Origin of the sequence: Corynebacterium sp. HMSC075D04 (assembly GCF_001815635.1) — a bacterium.
Classification (GTDB): domain Bacteria; phylum Actinomycetota; class Actinomycetes; order Mycobacteriales; family Mycobacteriaceae; genus Corynebacterium; species Corynebacterium coyleae.
Window position 1 is genome coordinate 24520 of sequence record NZ_KV821352.1, and the last position, 24196, is coordinate 48715.

Consider the following 24196-nt stretch of genomic DNA (forward strand, 5'->3'; position numbering starts at 1 on the left):
GAACGTTACGGCCCCGAGGCGTTGGGAATATTTCCCGCCTCGGGGTTGTTTGTTTTGGGGATGCAGGATTTACAGCACGATCTTTCACCTGACCCCGTCGCCGACGAGCAGTCGCACGCGGATACGTTGTTCGCACACCTCGACGCCGAGGTGGCTCGTGCCCGTGCGAGGCTCGAAGAGGTTCAGCGTGATGTTGACCCGGACAACCCGGATTCGGACGCTCTTGTGCGGCGAGAAACTGAGTACCACGGTCTCAATGCCAAACTGGACACGCTTGGCGTTGCTGAAGCCGGGCTTGTCTTTGGGCGCATTGACGTAGCAGACGATGAGCCGGAGAACCCCGTGCCGGGTCGTGAGGATTTAGACCGGCGCTATATCGGCCGACTTGGCATTGACGACCGCGAGGATAACTACCGCACGTTGCTGCTTGATTGGCGTGCCCCGCTCGCACGCCCCTTCTACCTTGCGACGACCGCCCACCCAGAGGGCGTGGAGACGCGCCGCAATATCCGTATGCGGGGGCGCAAGGTTACTGCGGTAGATGACGAGGTGCTGTCCGGCGACAACGCAGACACATCGGTGGCCGGGGTTGGCTCTGAGGCTGCGCTTCGCCGTGCGATGAATGAAGCGCGCACGGGGCATATGCGCTCAATCGTGGAGACGATCCAGCGCGAGCAGGACGAGATCATCCGCGATCCAACCCGCGGCGTGATGGTTGTACAGGGCGGTCCGGGTACGGGCAAGACTGCGGTTGCCCTGCACCGTATTGCCTATTTGATGTACACGTGGCGCGAGCAGCTCAGCCGCACCGGCGTGCTTATCGTGGGCCCGAACCCGGCGTTTTTGGAGTACATCTCCCGTGTGTTGCCGGAGCTCGGCGAGACTGGCGTAGTGCTTTCCACTGCTGATCAACTCGTCCCCGGGTTTACGCCTACGGGCAGCGATTCGATCGCGGCTCGGGAGGTGAAGGGGTCGGAGGAGATGGTGACGATTCTCAAGCGCGCCGTGCAAGCCTACGAAACTGTTCCCGACAAGCCGGTCGTGCTGACGATTGATTCAGTAGCCATTGAGGCCACGCCCGCCATGATCAAGGCCGCGCGCACTCGCGCACGTCGCTCCCGCCGGCCGCACAATCAGGCGCGTCCGTTCTTTGCAGAACACCTCACCCAATCGCTGGCGGAGGCTTTGGCCCAAAAGATTGGTGAAGATCCCCTCGGTGGTGCCAACCTGCTGTCTGCTGCAGACATAGATCAGCTCCACGATGACCTCGCCGATGAGCCACAGGTGCTAGCGCTTATCGACGAGCACTTCCCCGAGCTCGACCCCACCGACGTACTCGGTGAGTTCCTCACCGATGAGGATGCGATTGCGCACGCTGCTTACGACTACGACGACTACACACGTGCGGCGCTGCTGCGCTCCCCGGAGGAGGACTTCTCCCCCGCCGATACTGCACTTGTGGACGAACTGGCGGTGCTGATCGGCACCGTCGATCCGGAAGAAGCCCGCCGCAAGGAAGAAGCCGAGTGGCGCGAACTCGTGGAGGAGGCCGAAGACGCGCTGGATATCCTTGCCTCGTCCGAGTCCACCGATAACGATGACGACCAGTTTGAGGCGGAGATTCTTTCTGCGGCTGACGTGATCGACGCAGAGACGCTCGCTGCTCGTCAGCGGGTCACTGATAATCGTTCTACCGCGCAGCGCGCCAGTGCGGATCAAACATGGGCCTACGGGCACATCATCGTCGACGAGGCGCAGGAGCTATCCCCAATGGAATGGCGCATGGTGTTTCGCCGGTGCCCGGCAAGGTGGATGACCCTTGTCGGAGATACCGCGCAGACTTCCTCGCCAGCGGGCGTGGACGATTGGACTGCAGCACTCGAACCCTTTGTGGGTCAGCGCTTCCGTATCCACGAGCTGACGGTGAACTACCGCACGCCGAAGGAAATCTCGGATTATGCGGCGGATGTTCTGGCACAAATTGACCCGGAGGCGACTGCACCGACGGCAATCCGATCCACCGGCATTCCGGTTGATTTTCTTCCGGCAGGTGCGGAGGTCGTCGACAAGCGGGATGGGTTGCATGCGGTGATCGATGTGCACAACGTCGACGAGATGAAAGGCCTCGAATTCGACCACGTCACCGTGGTGGAGCCACAAAAAATCGTAGAGGCCTCGCCACAAGGGTGGCAAGACCTCTACGTCGCTGTCACCCGCGCCACGCAGACGCTGACGGTGATCGGGAACTAAGCGGGAAACCGCTTAGTTCACGGTGTGGACGATCATGACGTCGCAGTTGGACTGACGCGCGACGTCAGCCGGCACCGAACCAAGCAGACGGCCGGTCAGCGAGTTGATGCCACGGTTACCGACGATGAGCAGGTCAGCGTTGTTGTCGTTGACGATCGCCATGAGCGCCTCAACCGGGGTGCCCGGACGGGTCGCGGTCTGGACGTCGGATGCACCGAAGGAACGTGCGTGCTCAGCGGCACCCTCAAGGTTCTCAAGAGCCTTCTGGTCACCGAGGATGGTCACGGAGTCCTGGCGCAGGGCCTTGGCAGCCTCATCCTCGTTCTCGTAGTAGGCGGTGCCGATAACGAGGGTGGAGCCGAATGCAGCAGCCAACTTAGCGGCACGCTCTACGGCCAGGAGGGACGACTTGGACCCGTCGGAGCCAACAACAATGGTCTTGTACGGGGAATCGGCCATGTGGAAATCACCTTTCAAGATTACGGCGCGGATATCGGGGACATTCTACCCACGAAGGATTTAATTGTGTCCCTCAGACCGGGTATCGACGAGCATGACATCCACCGGCGCCTTCTTCGCCACGTTGCCCGGGATATTGCCGAAGATCCGGCCCGCCATGGAGCGCATGCCCTTGTTACCTACAACGAGCAGATCAACGTCATATTCCTGCACCGATTCCACCAGCACGGTCGCGGGTTGGCCGCCTGAGGAGACCAGGTTGATTTCCTTCGCCTGCTCCTCTTCAGCAATCTTCTTTGCCTCAGCCAAAATGTTGCGCGCGTTCGTCTCCGTCACGATGTCGACACGGCTGAGCTCCGCGTTGGTGGAGTTCAGCATCGACCCAGACGCCGTGTAGTGCGCGCAGATAATCGTGAGTTTCGCGTCGTACACGCGTGCAAGGCTTGCGGCGGCACGCACGGCGACCATGGAAGTCGGTGAACCGTCAGTACCGACGGCGATAGAAGTGTAGGTGTGCATGAGGATTCTGTCCTTTCGCTAATTTCCTGTGTCTTTAATACCACGCAGTTCGCGTTTGAGGTCAGCGATCTCATCCCTGAGGCGTCCCGCCAGCTCAAACTTCAGTTCCCGAGCGGCGTCGCGCATCTGGACGGTGAGGTCGTCGATAAGCTTTTGCACCTCGTCAGAGGCCATGTTCGCCACATCTGGCTTCTCCGCGACAGCGGTGTCTGAACTCAGCGACGCTGGCGCGTCCGCATCCGCGTTCTCGTAGACCTGATCCAAAATGTCGGCGATAGCCTTGCGCAGTGGCTGCGGGTCGATGCCGTGCTCCTTGTTATATGCGATTTGTTTTTCGCGGCGACGCTCGGTCTCGTCGATTGCTTCCTGCATCGATTCGGTGATCTGGTCCGCGTACATGATGACCTCGCCGGAGACGTTTCGGGCTGCACGACCGATCGTCTGGATGAGCGACTTCGTCGACCGCAGGAAACCTTCCTTATCGGCGTCGAGGATGGCGACGAGCGAAACTTCAGGCAGGTCGAGGCCCTCACGCAGGAGGTTAATGCCGACCAAGACGTCGAACTCGCCAAGGCGCAGCTGGCGTAGCAGTTCGACACGCTGCAGGGTATCAATGTCCGAGTGCAGGTAGCGGACCTTGATGCCGTTATCCAGCAGGTAATCGGTGAGATCCTCGGCCATGCGCTTTGTCAGTGTGGTCACAAGCACGCGTTCGTTTTTGTCCGTGCGGCCGCGGATTTCGTCGATAAGGTCATCGATCTGTCCCTTCGTCGGCTTCACGGTGACCTTCGGGTCTACCAGGCCAGTCGGGCGGATGACCTGCTCGACGAACTCGCCTTGCGCTGCCTCAAGCTCGTAGTCGCCCGGGGTCGCGGACATGTAGACCGTCTGGCCGACGCGCGCTTCGAACTCATCAAACGTCAGCGGGCGGTTATCCACCGCGGACGGCAAACGGAACCCGAACTCCACCAGGTTGCGCTTTCGCGACATATCACCCTCGAACATGCCACCGATCTGTGGGACGGTGACGTGCGACTCGTCGATAATGGTGAGGAAGTCTTCCGGGAAGTAGTCGATCAGTGTCGCCGGCGCAGAGCCCGCGGGGCGACCATCCATGTGGCGCGAGTAGTTCTCAATGCCGGAGCAGAACCCGACCTGCTGGATCATCTCCAGGTCATACTCAGTGCGCATACGCAGGCGCTGAGCCTCCAACAACTTTCCTTTGTTCTCCAACTCCTCGAGGCGGTCTGCAAGCTCTTCTTTAATCGCCTCGATCGCCTTTTCCATGCGCTCGTCAGTGGCCACATAGTGCGTTGCCGGGAAGATCCGGACCTCGTCTTCCTGGCTGAGCACATCGCCCGTCAACGGGTGGATGTAGTAAAGCGAATCCACTTCGTCGCCAAAGAACTCCACACGCACCGCGACTTCTTCGTAGGCCGGAATAATGTCCACGGTGTCGCCTTTGACGCGGAAGGTACCGCGCTTGAAGTCGATGTCGTTGCGTTCATATTGGACGTCGACAAGCAGGCGGAGGAAGCGATCACGTTCCACCTCTTCCCCGACGCGCAGGACAACGGAGCGATCCAGGTACGACTGCGGGGTACCCAAGCCATAGATGCAGGACACCGAGGACACCACGACGACGTCGCGGCGCGACAACAATGCGGAGGTTGCGGAGTGACGGAGGCGCTCGACGTCGTCGTTAATGGACGAATCCTTTTCAATGTAGGTATCCGTCTGCGCGATGTAGGCCTCCGGTTGGTAGTAGTCGTAGTACGACACGAAGTACTCCACCGCATTGTTCGGCAGCAGTTGGCGAAGCTCGTTGGCCAACTGCGCAGCCAACGTCTTGTTCGGCGCCATCACAAGGGTGGGGCGCTGTTGCTTTTCGATCAGCCATGCCGCAGTTGCGGACTTACCGGTACCGGTCGCACCCAGTAGCACGACATCGCGCTCGCCGCGGTTGAGGCGTTCATCCAACTCGGCAATGGCGCGCGGCTGGTCGCCAGAGGGTTGGAACTCTGACACCACCTCGAATGGTTTTTCGCGCCGCTCAATCTCACCGACAGGGCGAAACTCGGACTGCGCGAGGACTGGATGTTCAGCAGCAAAAGCCATGCTCGCCAGTGTATCGACGAAACCAAAAACTGGATCTATAAGTAAATCTGCTTGCAGGCAATCACTAAAGACAATACCTTTGTACTTATAGATTTAACAGCGCACTACCAGCGCACGTCGGAAAGTACAGGTGAAGCGTTCTATGCAGATGACTCGAAGACAGATGCTGCGGGCGACCGTGCTGGGTGGAGCGACCCTTGCCTTGGCGTCGTGTACCACCGCCCCCGTCGAGGAGATAAACACCTCTGGTCCACCTCGTCGCGGCGGCAGGCTCCGGGTGGGGCTCGTCGGAGGTTCTTCCACCGACACCGTAGATGCGCACATTCCAACGAGTGCTTCTGACGGCACGCGTTTGATCAACATGTACGACTCGCTCGTACGCTACGACACCAACTACGACCTGCAGTACCGCCTCGCCACGGCTATTGAGCCAAACGACGACGCGACGGTGTGGACCATCACGCTGCGCGATGGTGTGCAGTTCTCAGACGGTCGACCGGTGCGCCCTGAGGACGTCATATTCTCCTACGACCGTATTCGCGATCCCGACAACCCGAAGTCCGGTGCTGCATCGATCAACCACATCGAATCGATGGAGGTCACCGGACCGAATGAGTTGCGCATCTACCTCAATGCCCCGGACGCGACGCTCATTGACAGTCTTGCCGAGTATCAAATGGGCATCGTGCCGGAGGACTACGATCCCAAGAACCCGATCGGCAGCGGCCCTTTCAAGCTTGAGCACTTCTCCCCCGGCCAGTCGACGAAGATGGTGCGCAACGAGAACTTCTGGGGAGAGACTCCCTACCTAGACAGCGTTGTCATCATCGACTTCCAGGAGGAGGACGCCATGCTCAACGCATTGCTGTCTTCCCAGGTTGACGCAATCGGCAGCCTGAACCACTCGCTTGCACGTGTGATCGATGCAGACCCGCGCTTGGACACCCTCATTTCGCAAACCGGCATGTGGTTGCCGCTGACGATGCGCGTGGACGTTGCACCGTTTGATGATGTCCGCGTGCGCCGCGCCATGCGCCTTGCCGCGGACCGCCCGCAATTGGTGGACCAGGTCTACTCCGGCGAAGGTCAAGTGGGCAACGACATGTTCAGCCCGTACGACCCCGCCTACCCGGAGGACATTCCCCAGCGTGGGCAGAATATCGAGGAGGCCAAGCGTCTTCTCGCGGAGGCGGGCTACCCGGACGGTATCGATGTCACCCTCAACGCCGCTGAAATCCAGACCGGCGCGTTACGTAGCGCCCAGGTATACGCAGAGCAGGTCCGTCCTGCTGGCATCAACGTAACTATTAACCAGGTTGATTCCTCGACATTCTTCGCCGACGGCAACTACCTGGAGTACCCGTTCGCGTTGTCGTTCTACTACACGCGAAACTTCCTCCAGCAGGTTAACCAGTGTGCAACGGCGGATTCACCGTTTAACGAGACCCACTGGGTGGACCCGGAGTTCACTGCGTTGGCCAACGAGGCCCGAACGATTGTCGACGACGAAAAACGCAGCGAAATGATCCACGAGCTGCAGCAGCGTCTCTACGACGACGGCGGCTACATCATCTGGGGCTTTGCCAACCAGATTGACGCGTACCACAAATACGTGGTGGGGCTTCAAACCCACCCCGGCGGTATGCCGCTGGGCCAGGCCATGTTCGAGCGAGTTTGGATTGCGGAGGCATAAGCACACATGGGCAAGTTCATTCTTCGCAGGCTCGGGGTGAGTGTCTTCATCCTGTTCGCTGTATCCGTCATCATTTTCTGCGCGACGTTGCTTCTGCCTGGCTCGCCGGCTACGGCAATTTTGGGCCAGCAGGCAACGCCGGAACGTATCGCGGCGCTCGAGGCAGAAATGAATCTCGACCAGCCTCCGGTCACCCGCTACTTGCTGTGGCTGGGAGGCATTTTCACCGGTGACTTGGGCACATCGACGTCCACCGGTGGCCCAGTTTCTGAACTGCTTGGCGAGCCACTGGTGAATTCGCTGGTACTCATGCTGCTCGCCGCGGCAATTTCGATCCCTGTCGGCGTGCTCCTGGGTGTGTATGCGGCGTGGTGGCGCGGTTACAAGCGCGATTCGGCGATCACCTGGGTGACGTTGATTCTCGCTGCGCTGCCGGAGTTCGTCATCGGTATCGCACTGGTCACGTTGTTCGCTACCTCGGTGTTCCAAATTTTGCCGGCAGTGACCATGTCACCTCCGGGCAGTCGTGTGTGGGAGTTCCCAATGCAGCTGGTGTTGCCAACCTTGACTCTCGCGTTCGTCGTCACGCCTTATGTGGCGCGTATGACTCGCGCAACGATGATCGAGGCACTGGAATCGGGCTACGTCGAGATGGCGCGACTGAAAGGCGTGCCCGAGCGTCGCGTGGTGTTCCGTCATGCGCTGCCCCACGCGGTCGGGCCCATTGCACAGGTCGTCGCAATCCAGCTCGCGTGGCTGGCTGGCGGCATTGTGGTCGTCGAGTATCTGTTCCGCTACCCCGGCCTCGGCGTCGCGCTCATCGATGCGGTGAACTACCGCGACGTACAAGTTGTTCAGGCTGTCTCACTGCTGATCGCCGCGGTATATGTCGTGGTCAACCTACTGGCGGATCTTGTCAGCATTGCGGCTAACCCGAAGTTGAGGAGTAACTGATGTCTGCACCAGTACACCCCCAAGAACCAGGGAAAACCCCGAAACCCGTGGTCGACGATTCTGAACTGAAAACGTCGGTGTCCAAGCCGGAACCATTGCTGTCCCGAATTTGGGCACAGTCCGAAGGCAAGGTCGGACTCGTCTTGACGGGGCTTGTCATCGCGTTGGCGGTCGTCGGGTATTTCTTCGCCGAGCAGATCACCGGTCGCAGCACAACGGAGTTCATCGGCCTGCCATTTACGGACATCGGAGTGTTTGGCACCGATAACCTTGGCCGTTCGGTGCTGTCTCGCTTCGTTGCCGGTGGCCTCATCCTGTTGGTGACCGCGTTTTTGGCCACGGTCCTCGGCATGGTTGTCGGCACCATCATCGGCATGATTGCGGGATACGCAGGTGGCAAAGTCGATTCGGTGCTGATGCGGCTCAACGACGTGATTTTGGCGTTCCCACAGCTAATTTTTGCCATGTTGGCCATCGTTATTTTTGGCCCCTCAGCAACCGTGCTCGTCCTGGTCATTGGTTTGACGCACGCGCCTCGCATTGCCCGTGTGGCACGTGCTGCGACGATGTCCGTGACAAACGAGGACTACATCCGCGCCGCCCAGATGTATTCGGTGCCGCACTGGAGAATTCTCATCCAGGAGATCGCGCCCAACATCACCGGCCCGCTGGCTGTGGAGGCGGGTCTGCGTCTGACCTACTCCATTGGTTCGATTGCCTCGCTGTCCTTCCTTGGCCTTGGCATCCAGCCGCCGGCTGCGGACTGGGGTTTGATGATCAACGAGAACCGCATCGCACTATCGCTGCAGCCGTGGGGCGTGCTTCTGCCGGTGGCTGCGGTTGCTGTGCTGACTATCGGCACCAACATGTTGGCCGACGCCACAGCGCGCGCCACCGCAACCACTGCTACACCGCCAAAGCGCGGCCGCAACCAGACCATCGACCCGGAACGGGTGCCGAAGCACGAGCCCATCCGCCACAACGGATAGCAGCAAAGGGGAATGACGAATGACTACCGCGATATCCGCGAACCAAGACGGCAACACCAAGTCGTCAGATGATTTTGTGCTCAGCGTGAGCGACCTTCGCCTAGGCACGTTGGAAGGCGCTGAGATCCTCCACGGTGTGGACTACACGCTGAAACGGGGCGAGATTGTCTGTCTAGTCGGCGAGTCCGGCTCGGGCAAAACTACTGCCGGTTTGGCTGCTATGGGTCATCTTCGCCCGGGACTGATGCTTTTCGACGGCACCGTGACCCTCCATTCCGCAAACGGAACCGACTATGACGTCCTCAACCTCAGCGAAGCTGATCTGCGGGAACTTCGCGGCAGCCGCATCGCGTATGTGCCGCAGGATCCGGCACTGAGTTTGAACCCGACGATGCGTATCGGTGAACAGATCCGTGAAGTGCTCGACGTGCACTCCTTCGATGGCGATGCTGGTGCTCGTGTCCGCGAAGTCATGCGCGACGTGGATTTGCCGGACACCGACGAATACTTGGCCCGTTGGCCGCACCAGCTCTCTGGTGGCCAACAGCAGCGCGTCGGTATCGCAATGGCGTTCGCCATGTACCCGGACGTGCTGATTCTCGACGAGCCTACGACCGGCCTCGACGTATCCACCCAAGCCCACGTGCTGGACACCGTGCGCGAGATGACGCACAAGAACGACATCGCTTCGTTGTACATCACGCACGATCTTGCAGTGGTGGCTGAGTTGGCGGACCGTGTCGTGGTTATGCTGCGCGGTGACATCGTCGAAGAAGGCCCTGCGCAGGCGGTGCTGTACAACCCACAGCACCCGTATACTCAAAAGCTTCTCGCCGCGATTCCAGATTTGCCGGGTCGAAAGAACATCACCGGCCACGGCATCGCCTCTGCCGTCCAGGTTGAGGAGCGCGATAGCGCTGCCCCGCTGCTGCAGGTGAACAATCTGGAGATGGCCTACGGCGACAACAAGGTCCTCCACGGCATTGATCTCACGCTCAAGGAGGGTGAGTCGATTCTTCTGCTCGGCGAGTCTGGCTCCGGCAAGACAACGTTGGCTCGATCAATCGCAGGTCTCAACCCTGGCTACACCGGAGAGGTGCGCCTGCGGGGCGAACTGCTTGAGCACGGCAGCCGCGAGCGCACCGTGGATCAGCGTCAGTACGTTCAGTACATCTTCCAGTCGCCGTTTTCCTCGTTGAACCCGCGGCGCACGATCGGTGAGTCGCTGAGCGTGCCACTTGTCATGTCGGGCAAGTTGTCGCGGAAGGAGCACCGCAGGGTCGTCGAGGACGTCTTGGAAGCTGTCCAGCTCGACCGGAGTTTCTACGACCGTCGCCCGGGTGATCTGTCCGGTGGTGAGCGCCAACGCGCTGCGATTGGGCGTGCGCTCGTGAATGCTCCTGACGTGTTGGTGTGCGACGAGATCACGTCGGCTCTCGATGTGTCGGTCCAGGCATCGATCCTCGAGCTTCTTGCAGACCTTCGCGCAGAGCGCGGTCTATCGATGCTGTTTGTCACCCACAACATTGCGCTGGCACGTCACACCGCCACGCGTATTGCGGTGCTGAACAAGGGCGTTATCGTGGACGAAGGGCCAGTCGATGATGTTCTTGAGCGGCCAACGCACGAGTACACCAAGTCCTTGTTAGCAAATATCCCGGAACTTTAACTCTCTTTGAAGAAAGGCTTTTAAGTGCCCATTACTCCGCACCCGTTGACGCGCGATCTGAAAGCTTTGCCAGTTCCGGATCTTTCGTCCACGCTCGAGGCTTACATTCATGCGCTTGAGGCGGTTCTCGACGAGACCGAGCTTGCAGAAGCGAAGGCGATCGTCGCTGACTTCGCGCAGTCGCAAGCCCCGCGTCTCGACGAGGCACTGCGGCAGCGCGCAGCAACCCGTGAGGCCGAAGGCACGAACTGGCTTTCCGACGAGTGGTATTCGAGCTACCTGGCAACCCGTGGGCCACTGACACTGACGACGAACGTGGGTTTCCAGCTGGCGCTGCCATCTGAGGAGACTGGCTTGGACCGTGTGGTTGACGGCATCCGGCGAGCGTTGGTTGTTCACCTCCAAGCTGCGGGAGATGACTTGCCGGACTACGTGGACGCGCGCGGCAACCGCATTACCCAAGACCAGTGGTTTGTCTTTGGCGGAGGGCTGCGCCACCCGAGTGCCGGTGAGGATGAGATCATCGTCGCCACCGCAGGCACTGCCAACCGCGAGATCGGCGTGTTTGTCGATGGGCACCTTTACGCAGTACCCGTGACCGACGAGGCTGGCGAGCCGATTGCAGCTCCGAAGCTGCGAAACGCGCTTGAGACGGTTCTGGACGCCCCGCGCAAGCAGAGCGTGGACTTCAACGCGGCATCGCTGCTCGGCTCCGAAACGCTTGCAGAAGTACTGCCGGACATGTTGGCACAGGGCGACAACGGCGATGTGTACAAACGTCTGCAGGAGTTCCTCTTCACCGTCGACCTGATCGACTACGGAGTAACCACACACGCTTCCGACGAGGAGCGGATCAACGAACTGACCTTCCTCCCCCGTGGTGCATGGACGTACAAGCCGCTGAGCTACCAGTTCAGCCTGACAGATCCCTGGAGTGCAGTGCACGTTGAGCACTCGTGCCAGGACGGCGGAACCCTCGTTACCGCGATCACGCGCATGCAAGAAGCGGAGATCGGTGTCGGCGCAGATTTCGTCGCAAAGCCGCAGGAACTGCGCTGGGATCTCGATAACGCGCTCACCACGCGCATCGAGAAGAGCGTTGCCGAGGTTGCGGACGCGGCGGAGAAATTGCGTACCCGCATCGTGCACGTGCCGTTTGACCAGCCTGCGGACCTGCCGTTGAAGTTCAGCCGCGATGCTTCAGCGCAGTTAATGATGACTATCGCGCAGCAACTGACCTACGGCCGAGTACGCGCGGCATATGAGGCCGTTGACATGCGTGAGTTCCGTGCCGGACGCACGGAGTGCTTGCGCGCCGCCACACCCGAGGCTGCTGCTTTTGCGCGAGCGCTTGTGGAGGGTACGGCTGAACAGGCTGGCCTCGAGGCCGCTATTAACGCGCATCGGGCATGGGTGAAGCGGTGCAAGTCTGGCAACGGCTTCGACCGACATATCCAGATGATGGCGACTATCGACGACACTCACGCATTCTTCAACGACACGCGTGTAACCGCTGCTCGTCGCGATTTCTTATCCACGACCTCGATCGGCGGCGCTGCTCAGATCGTTCGCTACTGCTTCGCACCGGCGTTGCCAGAAGGATTCGGCATCGCGTATACCCCGCTGCACGACGATACGGAGTATTGCGTCTCCTGGAACGCAGCGACTGCCGAACAGCCGGAAGAGTTCCTGGCCAACCTGACAAAGGCCGGCGAGTTGCTCTGGCAGTTCTGCGCTACGTTGAGCACAAACGCTGAGTAAGGACAGTCAGACGGCGTACTTTCGCACTTCGGCAAGCCACTGGTCAAGTTCGCCTGCGTCCTCCCACATGGAGTAGAGCTCCGAGCCACCTGGTCGAAGAATCGAACGGGCGCGCCGTCTGATCCACTGCCGATCGTCGAATGTGAACGGCGAATCGACGCCGGCACCACTATGTCGCTCGGGGAAATGTCCGTTAAGCATGGCAGCAAGCGCGATGACGGATGCAGCCTCATCAGTTCCCAGCGACCCAAGCCCACAATCGAAACGGAATTGGGCAATGTCGAATGTGCCGTTGACCACTGCGTCAACCGCTTCGATTGCGGGGTCGTTATCAAACGGCCCTGTATCCCAAGTTCCCATACCGCGTCACGCTAAAAGGCGTAGGTAAATCAATGATTGCCATAGAGTGAATTTCCGCGGTATTTCCAGTGAGAAACTCACGCGTCAATCATCCGTACGACCTTTTCTACCTGTGCTGCAAGTGCCTCGAGCGGCCCGTTGTTATCCACAACGATGTCGGCTGCCGCCCGTCGGGTGTCGTCGTCAACCTGCTGCGCGATGCGCGCCCGCGCGTCCGCTTCAGTGAGCCCCCGCTTGTCGACGAGCCTGCGTACCCGCTCGTCCACATCAACATCGACGACGACCGTCATGTCCATGTCGTGGTGTAGACCGAGATCCACAAGCAACGGCATGTCGTAAATCACCGCGCGAGCGCCTGCCTTCTCTGCCTCATCGAATCGCCGGTTGGATTCAGCGCGGATGGCCGGGTGCGTTAAAGCGTTCAATTTCTCCGTTTGCTCCGTCGAAGAGAAAGCGCGTTTCGCCAGCTCTGCGCGGTTTAAGGCGCCGGTGTCGTCGATAAGGTCCTCGCCAAAAACCTCCGCGACCTGTGCGAGCACCGGTGATCCTGGTTCCATGATCTCTCGTGCGATCTGGTCGGCGTCCACTACTGGGAAGCCTTCGTCTGCCAGCATTCGTGCGACTGTGGATTTGCCGCTGCCGATTCCGCCCGTGAGTCCAACTTTCTTCATGCATGTGAAGATAGCAAAGCGCCCCGCCCACCATGACGGTGATGCGGGGCGCTGACGCTGATTGCTTAAAGGCAATCCCTAAGCACGAACTCGTCGTGGCTTAGTTGCCAGCAAGCTTGTCGCGCAGAGCAGCGAGCTGCTCGTCGGAAGCCAGCGAGCCGATGTTCTCCTCAGCCTGGTCAGCTGCCGGAGCTGCAGCTGCAGACTCAGAGGAGTAATTGGCCTGATCGCCAGCCTGCTCTGCAGCCTCGGCTGCAGCGGCGCGGTGACGCTCGATCTGGGCAGCGTGTGCCTGGTGGCGACGCTCTGCCTCGGCGTAACGAGCCTCCCACTGCTGGCGAGCCTCGTCGTAGCCTTCCATCCACTCGTTGGTCTCCGGGTCGAAGCCCTCCGGGAAGATGTAGTTGCCCTGCTCGTCGTAGGAGTCGGCCATGCCGTAGCGGGACGGATCGAACTCTTCGACGAAGTCCTCGTCAGCCTGCTTGAGCGACAGGGAGATACGACGACGGTCCAGGTCGATGTCGATGACCTTGACCATGACCTCTTCGTTGACGTTGACAACCTGGTCCGGAACCTCGACGTGGCGCTGAGCCAGCTCGGAGATGTGGACGAGGCCCTCGATGCCCTCTTCGACGCGGACAAACGCACCGAACGGAACCAGCTTGGTGACCTTGCCCGGGACGATCTGGCCCACAGCGTGGGTGCGGGCGAAGACGCGCCACGGATCTTCCTGGGTCGCCTTCAGTGACAGGGAGACGCGCTCGCGGTCGAGATCGACGTCGAGCACCTCGACAGTGACCTCGTCGCCAACAGCGACAACCTCAGACGGGTGGTCGATGTGCTTCCAGGACAGCTCGGAGACGTGGACGAGGCCGTCAACGCCGCCAAGGTCAACGAATGCACCGAAGTTGACGATGGAGGACACAACGCCCTTGCGGACCTGGCCCTTCTGCAGCTGGTGCAGGAAGTCGGAGCGGACCGCGGACTGGGTCTCCTCCAGGTAAGCGCGGCGGGACAGGACCACGTTGTTGCGGTGCTTGTCCAGCTCGATGATCTTCGCCTCGAGCTCCTGGCCGATGTACGGATCCAGGTCGCGAACACGACGCATCTCGACCAGCGATGCCGGCAGGAAGCCGCGCAGGCCGATGTCGAGGATGAGGCCACCCTTGACGACCTCGATGACCGTACCGGTAACCGGCTGGTCGTTGGCCTGCAGCTCCTCGATGGTGCCCCAAGCACGCTCGTACTGAGCACGCTTCTTGGACAGCATCAGGCGGCCTTCCTTGTCCTCCTTGGTCAGGACAAGCGCGTCGATCTCATCGCCGACCTCGACCACGTCCTCCGGGTCAACGTCGTGCTTGATGGAGAGCTCGCGGGTGAGGATGATGCCCTCGGTCTTGTAGCCGATGTCGAGCAGGACCTCGTCGTGGTCAACCTTGACCACGGTGCCGGTGACGATGTCACCGTCGTTGAAGTACTTGATGGTCTCGTCGACTGCGGCGAGGAATTCCTCAGGGCCACCGATGTCGTTGATGGCAACCTGGGGTGCGTTGGTAGTGCGCATAAGTAGTATGTGCTCCGAAAAAATAGGAGATCGTGATTGGACAGAAGCGTCTCTCTCAGCAGCGTAAGCGCCGAAACGCTCGCGGTTGCTGATCTCGCAGCGGGCTGGTCGCCACACCCTCCTATTACGATGGACGCCAAGCTCGCGCGTAGACACGCCCGCACGAGTGTAGACACTTTCCGCAGCTAGAGCAAATGATCTGGACCCCGGGCACTGCAACGCAGTTTATAAGCAAGGGACTACCATGACGTAAGTCCATAACTCTACAACTCAGAAAGTGTGTTCACCCTATGTGGAAACGCAGCCTTGCCGTCGCAGCATCGTTCGTCGGCATCGTCGTCGGAGCGGGTTTTGCCTCCGGCATGGAAGCACTCCAATACTTCGTCGCCTACGGCACCCAGGGCTTTTGGGGTGTAATCGTTGCTGGCGTGACCATGCTGCTAGCCGCCACCGCGTTTGTCACATTCGGGTCGTATTTCCTCGCCGACGAACACAATGAAGTCTTCTACAAGGTGGCATCGAAGCCTGCCGCGTTCCTCATGGACTGGTCTGCGGTTATCTGCATGTTCTCCGTTGGCTTCGTCATGTTTGCTGGCGCAGGCTCGAACCTGAACCAAGCATTCGACTGGCAGATTTGGGTGGGCGCGGTACTCATGCTTGCACTGATGCTTATCGTCGGCCGATTCGACGTTGACCGCGTCGCCTCTGTCATCGCTTGGGCAACTCCCCTGCTGGTGATCTTTGTGCTCATCGGCGCGATCTATTCGTTCACCCAGATCAGCGTCGACTGGTCTGAGGTGGATAACTTTGCGCGCAACGAAGTAAACCGCGCTGACGGCACCCCGTACTGGTTCTTGGGTGCACTCAACCACACGGGACTAAACGCCCTATGCGGTGTCTCGATGGCGATCGTGATGGCCGGTGATGAGTTTGACACGAAGAGCACGCGGATTGGCGGAGTCCTTGGTGGACTCATTTACGTGGCACTTCTTGCCCTTCTTGTAGCCGCGCTGCTCATGCAGGTCGAGGCAGTAAACGGCCACGACATGCCACTTTTGACCGTGCTGGATAACGTCCACCCAGTCCTGGGCTTCATCATGACCTGGGTGATCTTCCTCATGGTGTTCAACACCTGTTTGGGCATGTTCTACGCGCTGGCAAAGCGACTCACCAGAAAGAACCCAGAGCGCTTCTACCCGGTCTATGCCATCGCCTGCATTGTCGGTTTTGGCCTTTCCTTCGCCGGCTTCCAGCCGCTCGTTTCCAACCTGTACCCGATCCTGGGCTACCTCGGCCTGTTCGTGATGACAGTGATGACCGTCGTCTACTTCCGCCACCGCACCCGCCTGAAAGAAGAAGGCGAGCGCCGCGCTCAAGCTGTTGAGGCCGCGCTTGACGACGACACCTCGGACGAGATTGAAGATCTCGCTGAAGACTCCAATCTCGAGGAGGATGAATTTAAAGAAGCAGTTGAAGACGCAGTCGAGGATGCCTCCGACGAGAAAACCGTCAGTGACGTGTAGGCCAATCAGGCCTCGCTAACACCCCAGCGGGGGTAGGTGTCGGGGGTAGGATTTTGGCACTTACCCCCACGTAACTAAAGGATCCAAAAAGCCGTTCACCTGTCCACATAAGCTGCGACTTATTAGACATTCCGTCACATGCTTAACAGTTACTGTGTATTGCTTGTGCGCCCGCTCAGTAGCAATTAAGGTTTTACCTGGTTCTTGAGGAATAGCCCCAGAACAGAGTGAAATATAAGCACTGTCTGAGGCTCGGTACCTAATCGAGAACCCCGCCGCTAGGTGGTAACAAAATAGAAAGAGGAAATGGCCTGGGGGGTTGGGCCACGTCGGGGGATACGGTAACTGGGGACGCCGTACTCGAGGCGGGCATCAGATGAAGTTTGCGTGCTTCACGTGATGCCCGCCTCGTGCTTTCCCGAAACGTACTCGCGGCTAGTGCGCCGCCTCTTCCCAGTTTGCGCCAGTACCTGCAGACACCTCTAGCGGGACGAGGAGTTCGATTGCCTTGTCCATTTCGCGCTCCACGATCGCATGGACGGCGTCTAGCTCGCCCGGGGCAACCTCGAGCACCAACTCATCGTGCACCTGCAGGAGGACACGTGATGCGTAGTCGCGCAAGGCGTCGTCGACACGAAGCATCGCAACCTTGATGATGTCCGCAGCAGTGCCCTGGATCGGGGCGTTCAGCGCCGCACGCTCGGCGTTCTCCCGCGCGATTCGGTTGTCACTTGTGAGTTCCGGCAAGTAGCGGCGGCGACCGAACACCGTCGAGGTGTAGCCGTCGCGACGCGCCTGCTCGACGACCTCATCAAGGTAGCGCTTTACCCCGCCGAATCGTTCGAAGTAGTTCTCCATAATGCCCTTCGCCTCACCGGCAGAGATCGACAACTGATGCGACAGGCCGTAGGCAGACAAGCCGTAGACGAGGCCGTAGGACATTGCCTTGACCCGGCGACGTAGCTCTGGCGTGACCTGATCGATCGGAACATCAAACACGCGGGAGCCAACGAAGTTGTGCAGGTCCTCCCCCGCCCGGTACGCCTCGATCAGGCCCTCGTCTTGGCTGAGGTGCGCCATCACACGCATCTCAATCTGCGAGTAGTCGGCGGTAAGCAGGCATTCGTAGCCCTCGCCAACTACAAATGCAGAGCGGATCTTGCGCCCGGCCTCAGTACGCACCGGAATGTTCTGCAGGTTCGGCTCCGCCGAGCTGAGACGCCCCGTCGAGGCCACAGTCTGATTAAACGTGGTGTGGATCCGGCCATCCGGCTGCACCGTCTTAATCAAGCCTTCCACCGTGGACTTCATCTTCTGGTGCTCACGGTGCGCGAGCAGATAATCGAGGAACGGGTGCGGATTCTTCTCTGCGAGTGCTTCGATCTCAGCCGCAGCAGTCGAGTAGCCCGTTTTCGTCTTCTTCGTCTTCGGCAGCGCAAGCTTGTCAAAGAGCACGACAGAGAGCTGCTTCGGGCTAGATAGGTTCAGGTCCGGCTCGTCGACCAGCTGACGCGCCTGCTCTTCGACCTGCTCAACCTTGTGCGTCAGGTCCTTGCGCAGCCCCTCCAGAACGTCCAGATCAACGGCGATGCCAATGTGCTCCATTTCCGCGAGCACCGTGACCAGTGGCAGTTCGAGGTCCGCGTACAACTCGTAGGAGTTGATCTCGCGCAGGTCCTTGGACAACTCTGCGGCAAGCTCCAGAATCGCCGCAGCCGCATCCACGTCGCCCGAATCATCCAGCAAGCTCAGCTGATCAGAGCTGGTGCTGAGCTGGCGCTGCAGGTGACGCTGGTACACATCCTCGAGCGCATACGTGCGCTGGCCGGGACGCAGCAGATACGCCGCGATCGCAGTGTCGTGTGCGATACCGCGCAACTCGATGCCGCGGCCACGCAGCATGTGATAGGCAGCCTTGGCTTCGTGCAGGAACTTCGGGTCATCCGACTCGAGCCAGGTCTTCAGCGCCTTGTCCTCATCAGCCGACAGATCGGCGGCAAGTTTCGCAATGCCGTGGCGCTGCTTATCGACGATAGCCAGCGCCGTCAGATCACCAGATCCAGGCGTCGCCGTACCGGAAAGGTACAGGGCAAGGCCTTGACCTTCATGGGACCTCAGCCAGGTGTCCAGCGACTCGTTATCAACCGTCACGTCAGCCAGCTCCACCGTCTCAGGTTCGGGTGCGCTGCCATCGGTCGGTACAGCGGCGAGCACGCGTTCGCGCAGATTCACGCCGAACTCGAGGTCGTCGAAACGCGCCGCAACCTGGGCGACATCGGCTGGCTTGAGTTCGAGATCACCCGGCGCCACGGGCAGTTCCACATCGGTGACCATCGCGGTAAGTTCACGGTTCAACCGCACCTGATCAATGCGCTCGCGGAAGTTGTTGGCTGCTTGCCCCTTTAACTCGTCCGCATGCTCGATAAGCCCCTCGAGTGTGCCGTACTGCGTAATCCACTTGGTGGCGGTCTTCTCCCCCACTTTCGGCACATTCGGCAGGTTGTCCGAAGGGTCACCGCGCAGGGCCGCGAAGTCCGGGTACTGCTCAGGCGTCAGGCCGTATTTCTTCTCCACCTCCGCCGGGTTAAAGCGCGTCATCGTAGACACGCCACGCATTGGGTACAGGAGGGTCGTGGTGTCGTCGACAAGCTGGATGTAGTCGCGATCACCACTGACCAGAACAATCTCGTAGTCACCATCTGCACGAGCCTGGGTCACAAGCGTGGCGACGATATCGTCCGCCTCAAAGTTCTCCTTGCTCAAGGTCACAATGCCGAGACCCCCCAGCACGTCCTCAATCAGCGGAACCTGGCCCTTGAACTCGGGCGGGGTCGCGTCGCGCTGCGCCTTGTACTCCGGGAAACGCTCCGTACGGAACGTCTTTCGGCCCACATCGAACGCGACAGCAGCGTGCGTCGGTTTTTCGTCGGAAAGAATATTGGCAAACATGGACAAGAATCCGTACACCGCATTCGTGTGCTGCCCACCCGACGTGGAGAAGTTCTCCGCAGGCAACGCATAGAACGCGCGGAAGGCCATCGAGTGGCCGTCGATCAACAGCAAACGCTTGGATTTTTCCGATGTTGTAGTCACGGTCAGCCAGTCTAGCGGGCGCCACGACACGACCTTCCGCACCTAATCCACCTGCGATTTCACACATCGGGGTGAACTGCGATACACTTTCGCGCGTCGCCCCAGTAGCCCAATTGGCAGAGGCAACGGATTCAAAACCCGTCCAGTGTGAGTTCGAGTCTCACCTGGGGCACCACTCGGGAGGGGGTTTCGGAAAAATTTTCCGAAACCCCCTCCCCTTTCGTTTTCAGCAAGAAGTGACACGGCCTGCTGGTAAACATCGCTTTCCTAAACCTCAAAACCCGGAAATTCACCACCAGGCCGAGTCGGAAGCAAGCAACGACACGTTGACGGCAGCACAGGAGATCGCGGTCGCCAATGGTGGTCCGGCCCCGCCCCGCATGAGGCGAACCAAGAGCGCTATAGAGAATTAGCGGAGGTAATCGAGTACCAGCTCACTGAGACGAAAACGGCATAAGCGAAAGGAAGAACGAGCGGAACGAAGGCACCTATAGCAATACAGACCGCAAGCAAGCCGACGGACTTAAGTCCACCTTTGAGCTCTGTAGATGACGCAACGAGAAGCACTGTCGGTATGGCAACGACGAAAAGAAGAGCGATGAGCAGAAGAGCAGGCGCCCCGTGTAAATACCCCGCAAGAAGAGTCCCGATGCCCGCGCAAATCCACAAGAGCTTTTGCAGGCTCACAATTCGTACCTCCGGCTATTTGTTAGGCGTATTTGCACGAGCTTAGTTAACCCTTCTTTTCCTTCTTGCGGGCTTCTCTGCGTTCGCGGCGTCGAGCGCGTTTGGCTTTGCGGATATCGACGACCCACCGAGGCACAAACGGCCACGGAAGTGGAATCCCGAACGCGCCCGTAAAACCAATGATTCCGATGCCCCCGGCAGCCATGCATAAAACAAGCAACACCGTTTCAACAGGCTCGGGAAGGTTCATAATTCCGAACAAAACGAAGGCACTGGCAGTACCAATAACCAGCGATCCGTAGGGATAGACGAAGAGCGCGCCATCGCTCTCTGAACCGTTTACATCGCCCTCGTCGTACCATTCCTCCGTTTTGGGCGCCCTTCGCACGCCCTGGATGTAGAAGGTCCAGCAGGCGATCATCAACAGGACTCCACCGATACAGACCAGCAGCACAGTAATATCAAGATCCCTGCTCATAGAGTATGACCTCCAAGGCTTGAGTGTCAGGTACCAAACAAGCTACCAGCGTCTGATCAAGCAAGCTCGGGAGCAATTTGAAGGTTCGCGGCTAGTTGATCAGGCCGTAGCTGCGCCAAATCTTGAGCATCTTGGGCCGGTTTTTGTAACGGATGGCTAGCTCTTCCATCTTTTCCAGCACTGCCTTACGCGCGACTGGATCGGCCGGGAAGCAGTCGATGATTTGCGTCGCCGATGCGGCAGCCTGCTTGTACGCCCTGTCGCCACTTGCCCGAGCAATGTGCTCAGGTTCCCTGAGCATGATTTCAAGTGCACGTTCCGGGTCGTGACTGGATAGCACTGAACGGGCGAATTCAAATGCAGAGTGAACGTCGACCTCGTCGCTATCTATCACCGACAGGCCCAATTCCGGATCGTTGAATCTCATTGCCGCTTGCAGGAGCATCACGTCTCTGCCCGGGATGCCCTCTGGGATGAGGTCGATCACGTCTTCGGTCACTCCCGGTCCATGGATCACGCGGTCAAATGTCACTGTTCCCGGGTTTTCTTTGAACTTCTCAATGCGGTAGTCCAACAACGCTTTGTCTCCCAGGTAGGCGCGCAATCGGTTTTCAAAGAAATCGATTTCGTTCCACTGGATCGGTGTATCCCACTTCGAAAGGACTGCTTTAACCTCATCTTTCCTGCCGCGTGACTCATAGAACTCGATGAGGTCCTTCACGGAGTTTCCGTCGAGCAGCATTGATTCGATCTGGTCGTCGTCGCCACGCAAGAATGCAACATCGAGGAAGAGCGCCTTGGCATCGTACTTCGGTGGATTCGCCTCAAAAGCTGCGGCGATTGATTCGACCGCATCAGCGCCGAGAAGTCCCGCGTAGGCCCTCAGATCAGGCTCAAGAAACGGCGCTTCCAGTGTCTCCTTCACCAACCACTTGGCAAGTTTTTGTTGGTCCTCAACGCCGTCAGCGCATGCTCGCGCGTGCAGGTCGAAGCATCGATGCAGCTCGTCGCCGAGCATCCCGGAAGAATCATCCGCACGTCCCAAAACCGCATTCAACCTCGTGATCGCGCGCTCAATTTGGGGGCGTACTGCGACGCCACGGTGCTCATCAACGTACGCCTCGACCACGTCAAGGGCATCGCTCCAGTGCCGTGCGAGTTCCATACTTTGCCAATAATCCCGAAATCCACTGCTCTTCCGCGATGCAGCGGTGATCGCCGATTTCACGTGTTCACGGACTTGTTTGTCATCGCCCGAACTCTTCAAGGCGTTAAACTCCAGCATCTCTTCGACCTCTGGAATCTGCCGCAGATGGTGAATGAGTCGCCGCAGTTCACCTGGGCTGGCAGAATCCACGTAGGTGTCCACCGCGTCTGGAGCCGACTCGTTGGAGGTAGCAGAGGAATCGGTAACCGCGGAATCGTCGAACGAGAGCTCGTTCGGGATGAGCAGCGCAAGTGCGACTGCCACCGCGTGTTTACACCATTGCGTGCCCACCGGGCAGTCGCACGTAGTGCCAACCCGATCCCCTTGCACAAACAATGTCGTTCGGTATGTCCACGTCCCTTGGACTGCGGCCTGAACTTCAGATTCAGTATCGCTAAGGATGGTGACATCTGCGGAGGAGATTTTTTTCCCTCGGTTAAATGCTCCTGAACCTGCGGCGTCTTCGATGGTTTCTTCTGTCAGCCAGCCCAAAATGGTGGTAGTCATTTCGCCAGTCTAACGCAGGTAGAGAAGAGCAACATGGGCATTAGGCGATGGCTTGGTTAGACTACGGCGCATGCGCCAGACCTATATCGCCGGCTTTGTCGCCGGAGCACTCATGTTGACCACGCTGACGGTTCCCGCACATGCACAGGAAGGGGCAGCGCAAGAGGACGCTCCAGTCTCCCCGAGCAACGCGCTGAAGGACACCATCGATTCGTTTGCTGCGCTGTCTGACGCGACCAGCTCGGCAAAGAAGGACGCTGAGAGCAACAAGGACAGCACAGACGGCAAGGACTCCAAGGACAAGCCGAAGGGGCTCATCGAGGCTCTTGAGCCGAACCCGGAGAAGGATCCGATGTACATCGATCCGGAGAAAAACCCGCTGAAGAAGGTGTCTAGCTCCGAGATGTTTACCGAGTGGACCGACGACATGGAAGAAGGCGAAGGCAAGGAGGTCGTCCAAGCTTGGGCAAGGGGCTCTTCCATCCCGGATACTGCTAACCCGGTTGAGCTGTGGAAGATGGAAGCCCAGGGCTCCGCAAAGATGGGCAAAGGGCTTTTCACCGGCGATTTCGCCCTGAGCTCAGAAGGATCCAGCCAGCGTACTTCCGTGTGGATCCCGGTCGTCCTCGGCATGATCGTCATTGGCCAGATCATTGAGCTGGCTATGCGTGGTATTCGTATGGCAACACAGTAGTTTCTACTGCTCGGGCGGTGCGTTTTATCATCCCGCATTCGGCGCGTAATATACGGGACTACGCAAGTATTCATCGTATGCGGGAGACCAATGCATTACCCACCCCACGCAAAGCGGCGTCTTTTCGCCGCTGTGCTCGCCGCGGCCCTGCCGCTCGCGGGCTGCGTTACTAACACAGAGGGCGGCAACCCGGACGGCTGGGAGCCGATCGTTCCGGACGCCGTACCTGAGATTGCGGCGATGGTGCCGCCAGAAATTGCCGCAGACGGCGTGCTCAACGTCGGCGCGAACCCACCGTTCGCCCCGTTCGAGTTCAAAGACTCCACCGGGCAGGTCATCGGTGTGGAGATGGACATTGCCCGTGCACTCGCTGGTGTCATGGGGATGGACTTCGATGTTGCAGACATGGACTTCTCGATGATCCTGCCCGCTGTCTCCAGCGGCAGCCTCGACGCCGGTGCTTCAGGTTTTACCGATAACGAGGAACGCCGCCAGACCTTCGACTTCATCAATTTCCTCTACGCGGGTATTCAGTGGGCTGCCGCTCCTGGCGCCGACGTGGATCCGAATGATGCGTGCGGTTTGACGGTCTCGGTGCAGCGTACGACGGTTTCGGAGACCGACGACGTTCGTCCGAAGTCAGAAGCCTGCGAAGCAGCGGGCAAGGACCCGATTACTGTGCTTGCCTTCGACACAGCAGACAACGCAGCGCTTGCAACGCTTGTCGGGCGCGCCGATGCTTACAGCGCCGACTCCCCTGTTACCGCGTGGGCTGTGGAGCGCTCCGACGGCAAGATGGAAATGATCGGCGACATGTTTGACGCCGCGCCGTACGGCATTGCTGTGCCGAAGGGTTCTGCGCTTGCGCCGGCGATGGCTGCCGCGATGCAGCACCTCATCGATACCGGCGATTACCAGCGCATCCTTGCGCAATGGAATATCTCGACAGGTCTGCTCGACCAGGCTTTGATTAACGAACAACCAGTGGGAGAACACTAAG

Annotated in this window: 18 protein-coding genes and 1 tRNA gene; 10 read left to right on the top strand and 9 right to left on the bottom strand. The window is 59.3% G+C overall.

Features of this window, described 5'->3' with window-relative positions:
• The first annotated feature begins 60 nt into the window (after positions 1-60).
• Entirely contained in the window at positions 61-2250 is a 2190-nt protein-coding gene (locus HMPREF3048_RS07275; RefSeq protein ID WP_070771733.1) for a HelD family protein, read from the top strand.
• Between the two features lie 12 nt (positions 2251-2262).
• Here HMPREF3048_RS07275 and HMPREF3048_RS07280 read toward each other — a convergent pair whose 3' ends face one another.
• Genes HMPREF3048_RS07280 through uvrB form a run of 3 tightly spaced genes read right to left on the bottom strand, consistent with a single transcriptional unit; the run spans position 2263 to position 5346 of the window.
• Entirely contained in the window at positions 2263-2709 is a 447-nt protein-coding gene (locus tag HMPREF3048_RS07280; RefSeq protein ID WP_070771734.1) for a universal stress protein, read from the bottom strand.
• 60 nt (positions 2710-2769) lie between these two features.
• Positions 2770-3228: a universal stress protein gene (locus tag HMPREF3048_RS07285; RefSeq protein WP_070422923.1), complete on the bottom strand. Its 459-nt coding sequence runs from the start codon at positions 3226-3228 to the stop codon at positions 2770-2772.
• An 18-nt stretch (positions 3229-3246) separates the two neighbouring features.
• Positions 3247-5346, bottom strand: a complete 2100-nt coding sequence (gene uvrB, locus HMPREF3048_RS07290; protein ID WP_070422924.1) for an excinuclease ABC subunit UvrB — start codon at positions 5344-5346, stop codon at positions 3247-3249.
• A gap of 148 nt (positions 5347-5494) precedes the next feature.
• On the opposite strand from uvrB, the gene HMPREF3048_RS07295 reads away from it, so the two are divergent.
• The 5 genes from HMPREF3048_RS07295 to HMPREF3048_RS07315 are packed head-to-tail and all read left to right on the top strand — an operon-like array spanning position 5495 to position 12412.
• Positions 5495-7039 (top strand): ABC transporter substrate-binding protein, encoded by a 1545-nt coding sequence (locus HMPREF3048_RS07295; RefSeq protein WP_224212741.1) that lies wholly within the window; start codon positions 5495-5497, stop codon positions 7037-7039.
• Positions 7040-7045: 6 nt separating this feature from the next.
• Entirely contained in the window at positions 7046-7993 is a 948-nt protein-coding gene (locus HMPREF3048_RS07300; RefSeq protein WP_070422926.1) for an ABC transporter permease, read from the top strand.
• A complete protein-coding gene (locus HMPREF3048_RS07305; RefSeq protein ID WP_070422927.1) occupies positions 7993-8982 on the top strand; it encodes an ABC transporter permease in 990 nt (329 codons plus the stop codon). Before HMPREF3048_RS07300 ends, HMPREF3048_RS07305 begins: the two co-directional genes overlap by 1 nt.
• A gap of 19 nt (positions 8983-9001) precedes the next feature.
• The gene (locus HMPREF3048_RS07310) at positions 9002-10651 is read left to right on the top strand and encodes an ABC transporter ATP-binding protein (RefSeq protein WP_070771735.1); all 1650 of its coding nucleotides are present in this window, start codon (positions 9002-9004) and stop codon (positions 10649-10651) included.
• A 24-nt stretch (positions 10652-10675) separates the two neighbouring features.
• Positions 10676-12412: a choline/carnitine O-acyltransferase gene (locus HMPREF3048_RS07315; RefSeq protein WP_083316809.1), complete on the top strand. Its 1737-nt coding sequence runs from the start codon at positions 10676-10678 to the stop codon at positions 12410-12412.
• A 6-nt stretch (positions 12413-12418) separates the two neighbouring features.
• Here the strand turns inward: HMPREF3048_RS07315 and HMPREF3048_RS07320 are convergent, their stop codons facing one another.
• The 3 genes from HMPREF3048_RS07320 to rpsA all read right to left on the bottom strand — a co-directional run bounded on the left by HMPREF3048_RS07320 (position 12419) and on the right by rpsA (position 15007).
• The gene (locus tag HMPREF3048_RS07320) at positions 12419-12772 is read right to left on the bottom strand and encodes a DUF4259 domain-containing protein (RefSeq protein WP_070422929.1); all 354 of its coding nucleotides are present in this window, start codon (positions 12770-12772) and stop codon (positions 12419-12421) included.
• A gap of 77 nt (positions 12773-12849) precedes the next feature.
• Entirely contained in the window at positions 12850-13443 is a 594-nt protein-coding gene (coaE, locus tag HMPREF3048_RS07325; protein ID WP_070771736.1) for a dephospho-CoA kinase, read from the bottom strand.
• 100 nt (positions 13444-13543) lie between these two features.
• A complete protein-coding gene (gene rpsA / locus HMPREF3048_RS07330) occupies positions 13544-15007 on the bottom strand; it encodes a 30S ribosomal protein S1 (protein WP_070422931.1) in 1464 nt (487 codons plus the stop codon).
• A gap of 290 nt (positions 15008-15297) precedes the next feature.
• Here rpsA and HMPREF3048_RS07335 point away from each other — a divergent pair, with 290 nt between their 5' ends.
• Positions 15298-16530, top strand: a complete 1233-nt coding sequence (locus HMPREF3048_RS07335; RefSeq protein ID WP_070449996.1) for a YkvI family membrane protein — start codon at positions 15298-15300, stop codon at positions 16528-16530.
• Between the two features lie 435 nt (positions 16531-16965).
• Here HMPREF3048_RS07335 and polA read toward each other — a convergent pair whose 3' ends face one another.
• Positions 16966-19569 carry a DNA polymerase I gene (gene polA / locus HMPREF3048_RS07340; RefSeq protein WP_070771787.1) on the bottom strand — a complete coding sequence of 868 codons (2604 nt, stop codon included), beginning with the start codon at positions 19567-19569 and terminating at the stop codon, positions 16966-16968.
• A gap of 152 nt (positions 19570-19721) precedes the next feature.
• On the opposite strand from polA, the gene HMPREF3048_RS07345 reads away from it, so the two are divergent.
• Positions 19722-19798 (top strand) — tRNA-Leu (locus tag HMPREF3048_RS07345).
• Positions 19799-20356: 558 nt separating this feature from the next.
• On the opposite strand, the gene HMPREF3048_RS07355 is transcribed toward HMPREF3048_RS07345, so the two are convergent.
• Together HMPREF3048_RS07355 and HMPREF3048_RS07360 are read right to left on the bottom strand one after the other, a co-directional pair.
• Positions 20357-20788, bottom strand: coding sequence for a hypothetical protein (locus tag HMPREF3048_RS07355; RefSeq protein ID WP_070771737.1), 432 nt, complete (start codon positions 20786-20788; stop codon positions 20357-20359).
• 91 nt (positions 20789-20879) lie between these two features.
• A complete protein-coding gene (locus HMPREF3048_RS07360; RefSeq protein ID WP_141758880.1) occupies positions 20880-22502 on the bottom strand; it encodes an SWIM zinc finger family protein in 1623 nt (540 codons plus the stop codon).
• Positions 22503-22572: 70 nt separating this feature from the next.
• Here HMPREF3048_RS07360 and HMPREF3048_RS07365 point away from each other — a divergent pair, with 70 nt between their 5' ends.
• Positions 22573-23196 (top strand): hypothetical protein, encoded by a 624-nt coding sequence (locus tag HMPREF3048_RS07365; RefSeq protein WP_070771739.1) that lies wholly within the window; start codon positions 22573-22575, stop codon positions 23194-23196.
• Positions 23197-23286: 90 nt separating this feature from the next.
• On the top strand, positions 23287-24195 hold the full coding sequence (locus HMPREF3048_RS07370; RefSeq protein WP_070422943.1) for an ABC transporter substrate-binding protein: 909 nt from the start codon (positions 23287-23289) through the stop codon (positions 24193-24195).
• The last annotated feature ends 1 nt before the right edge of the window (position 24196 follow it).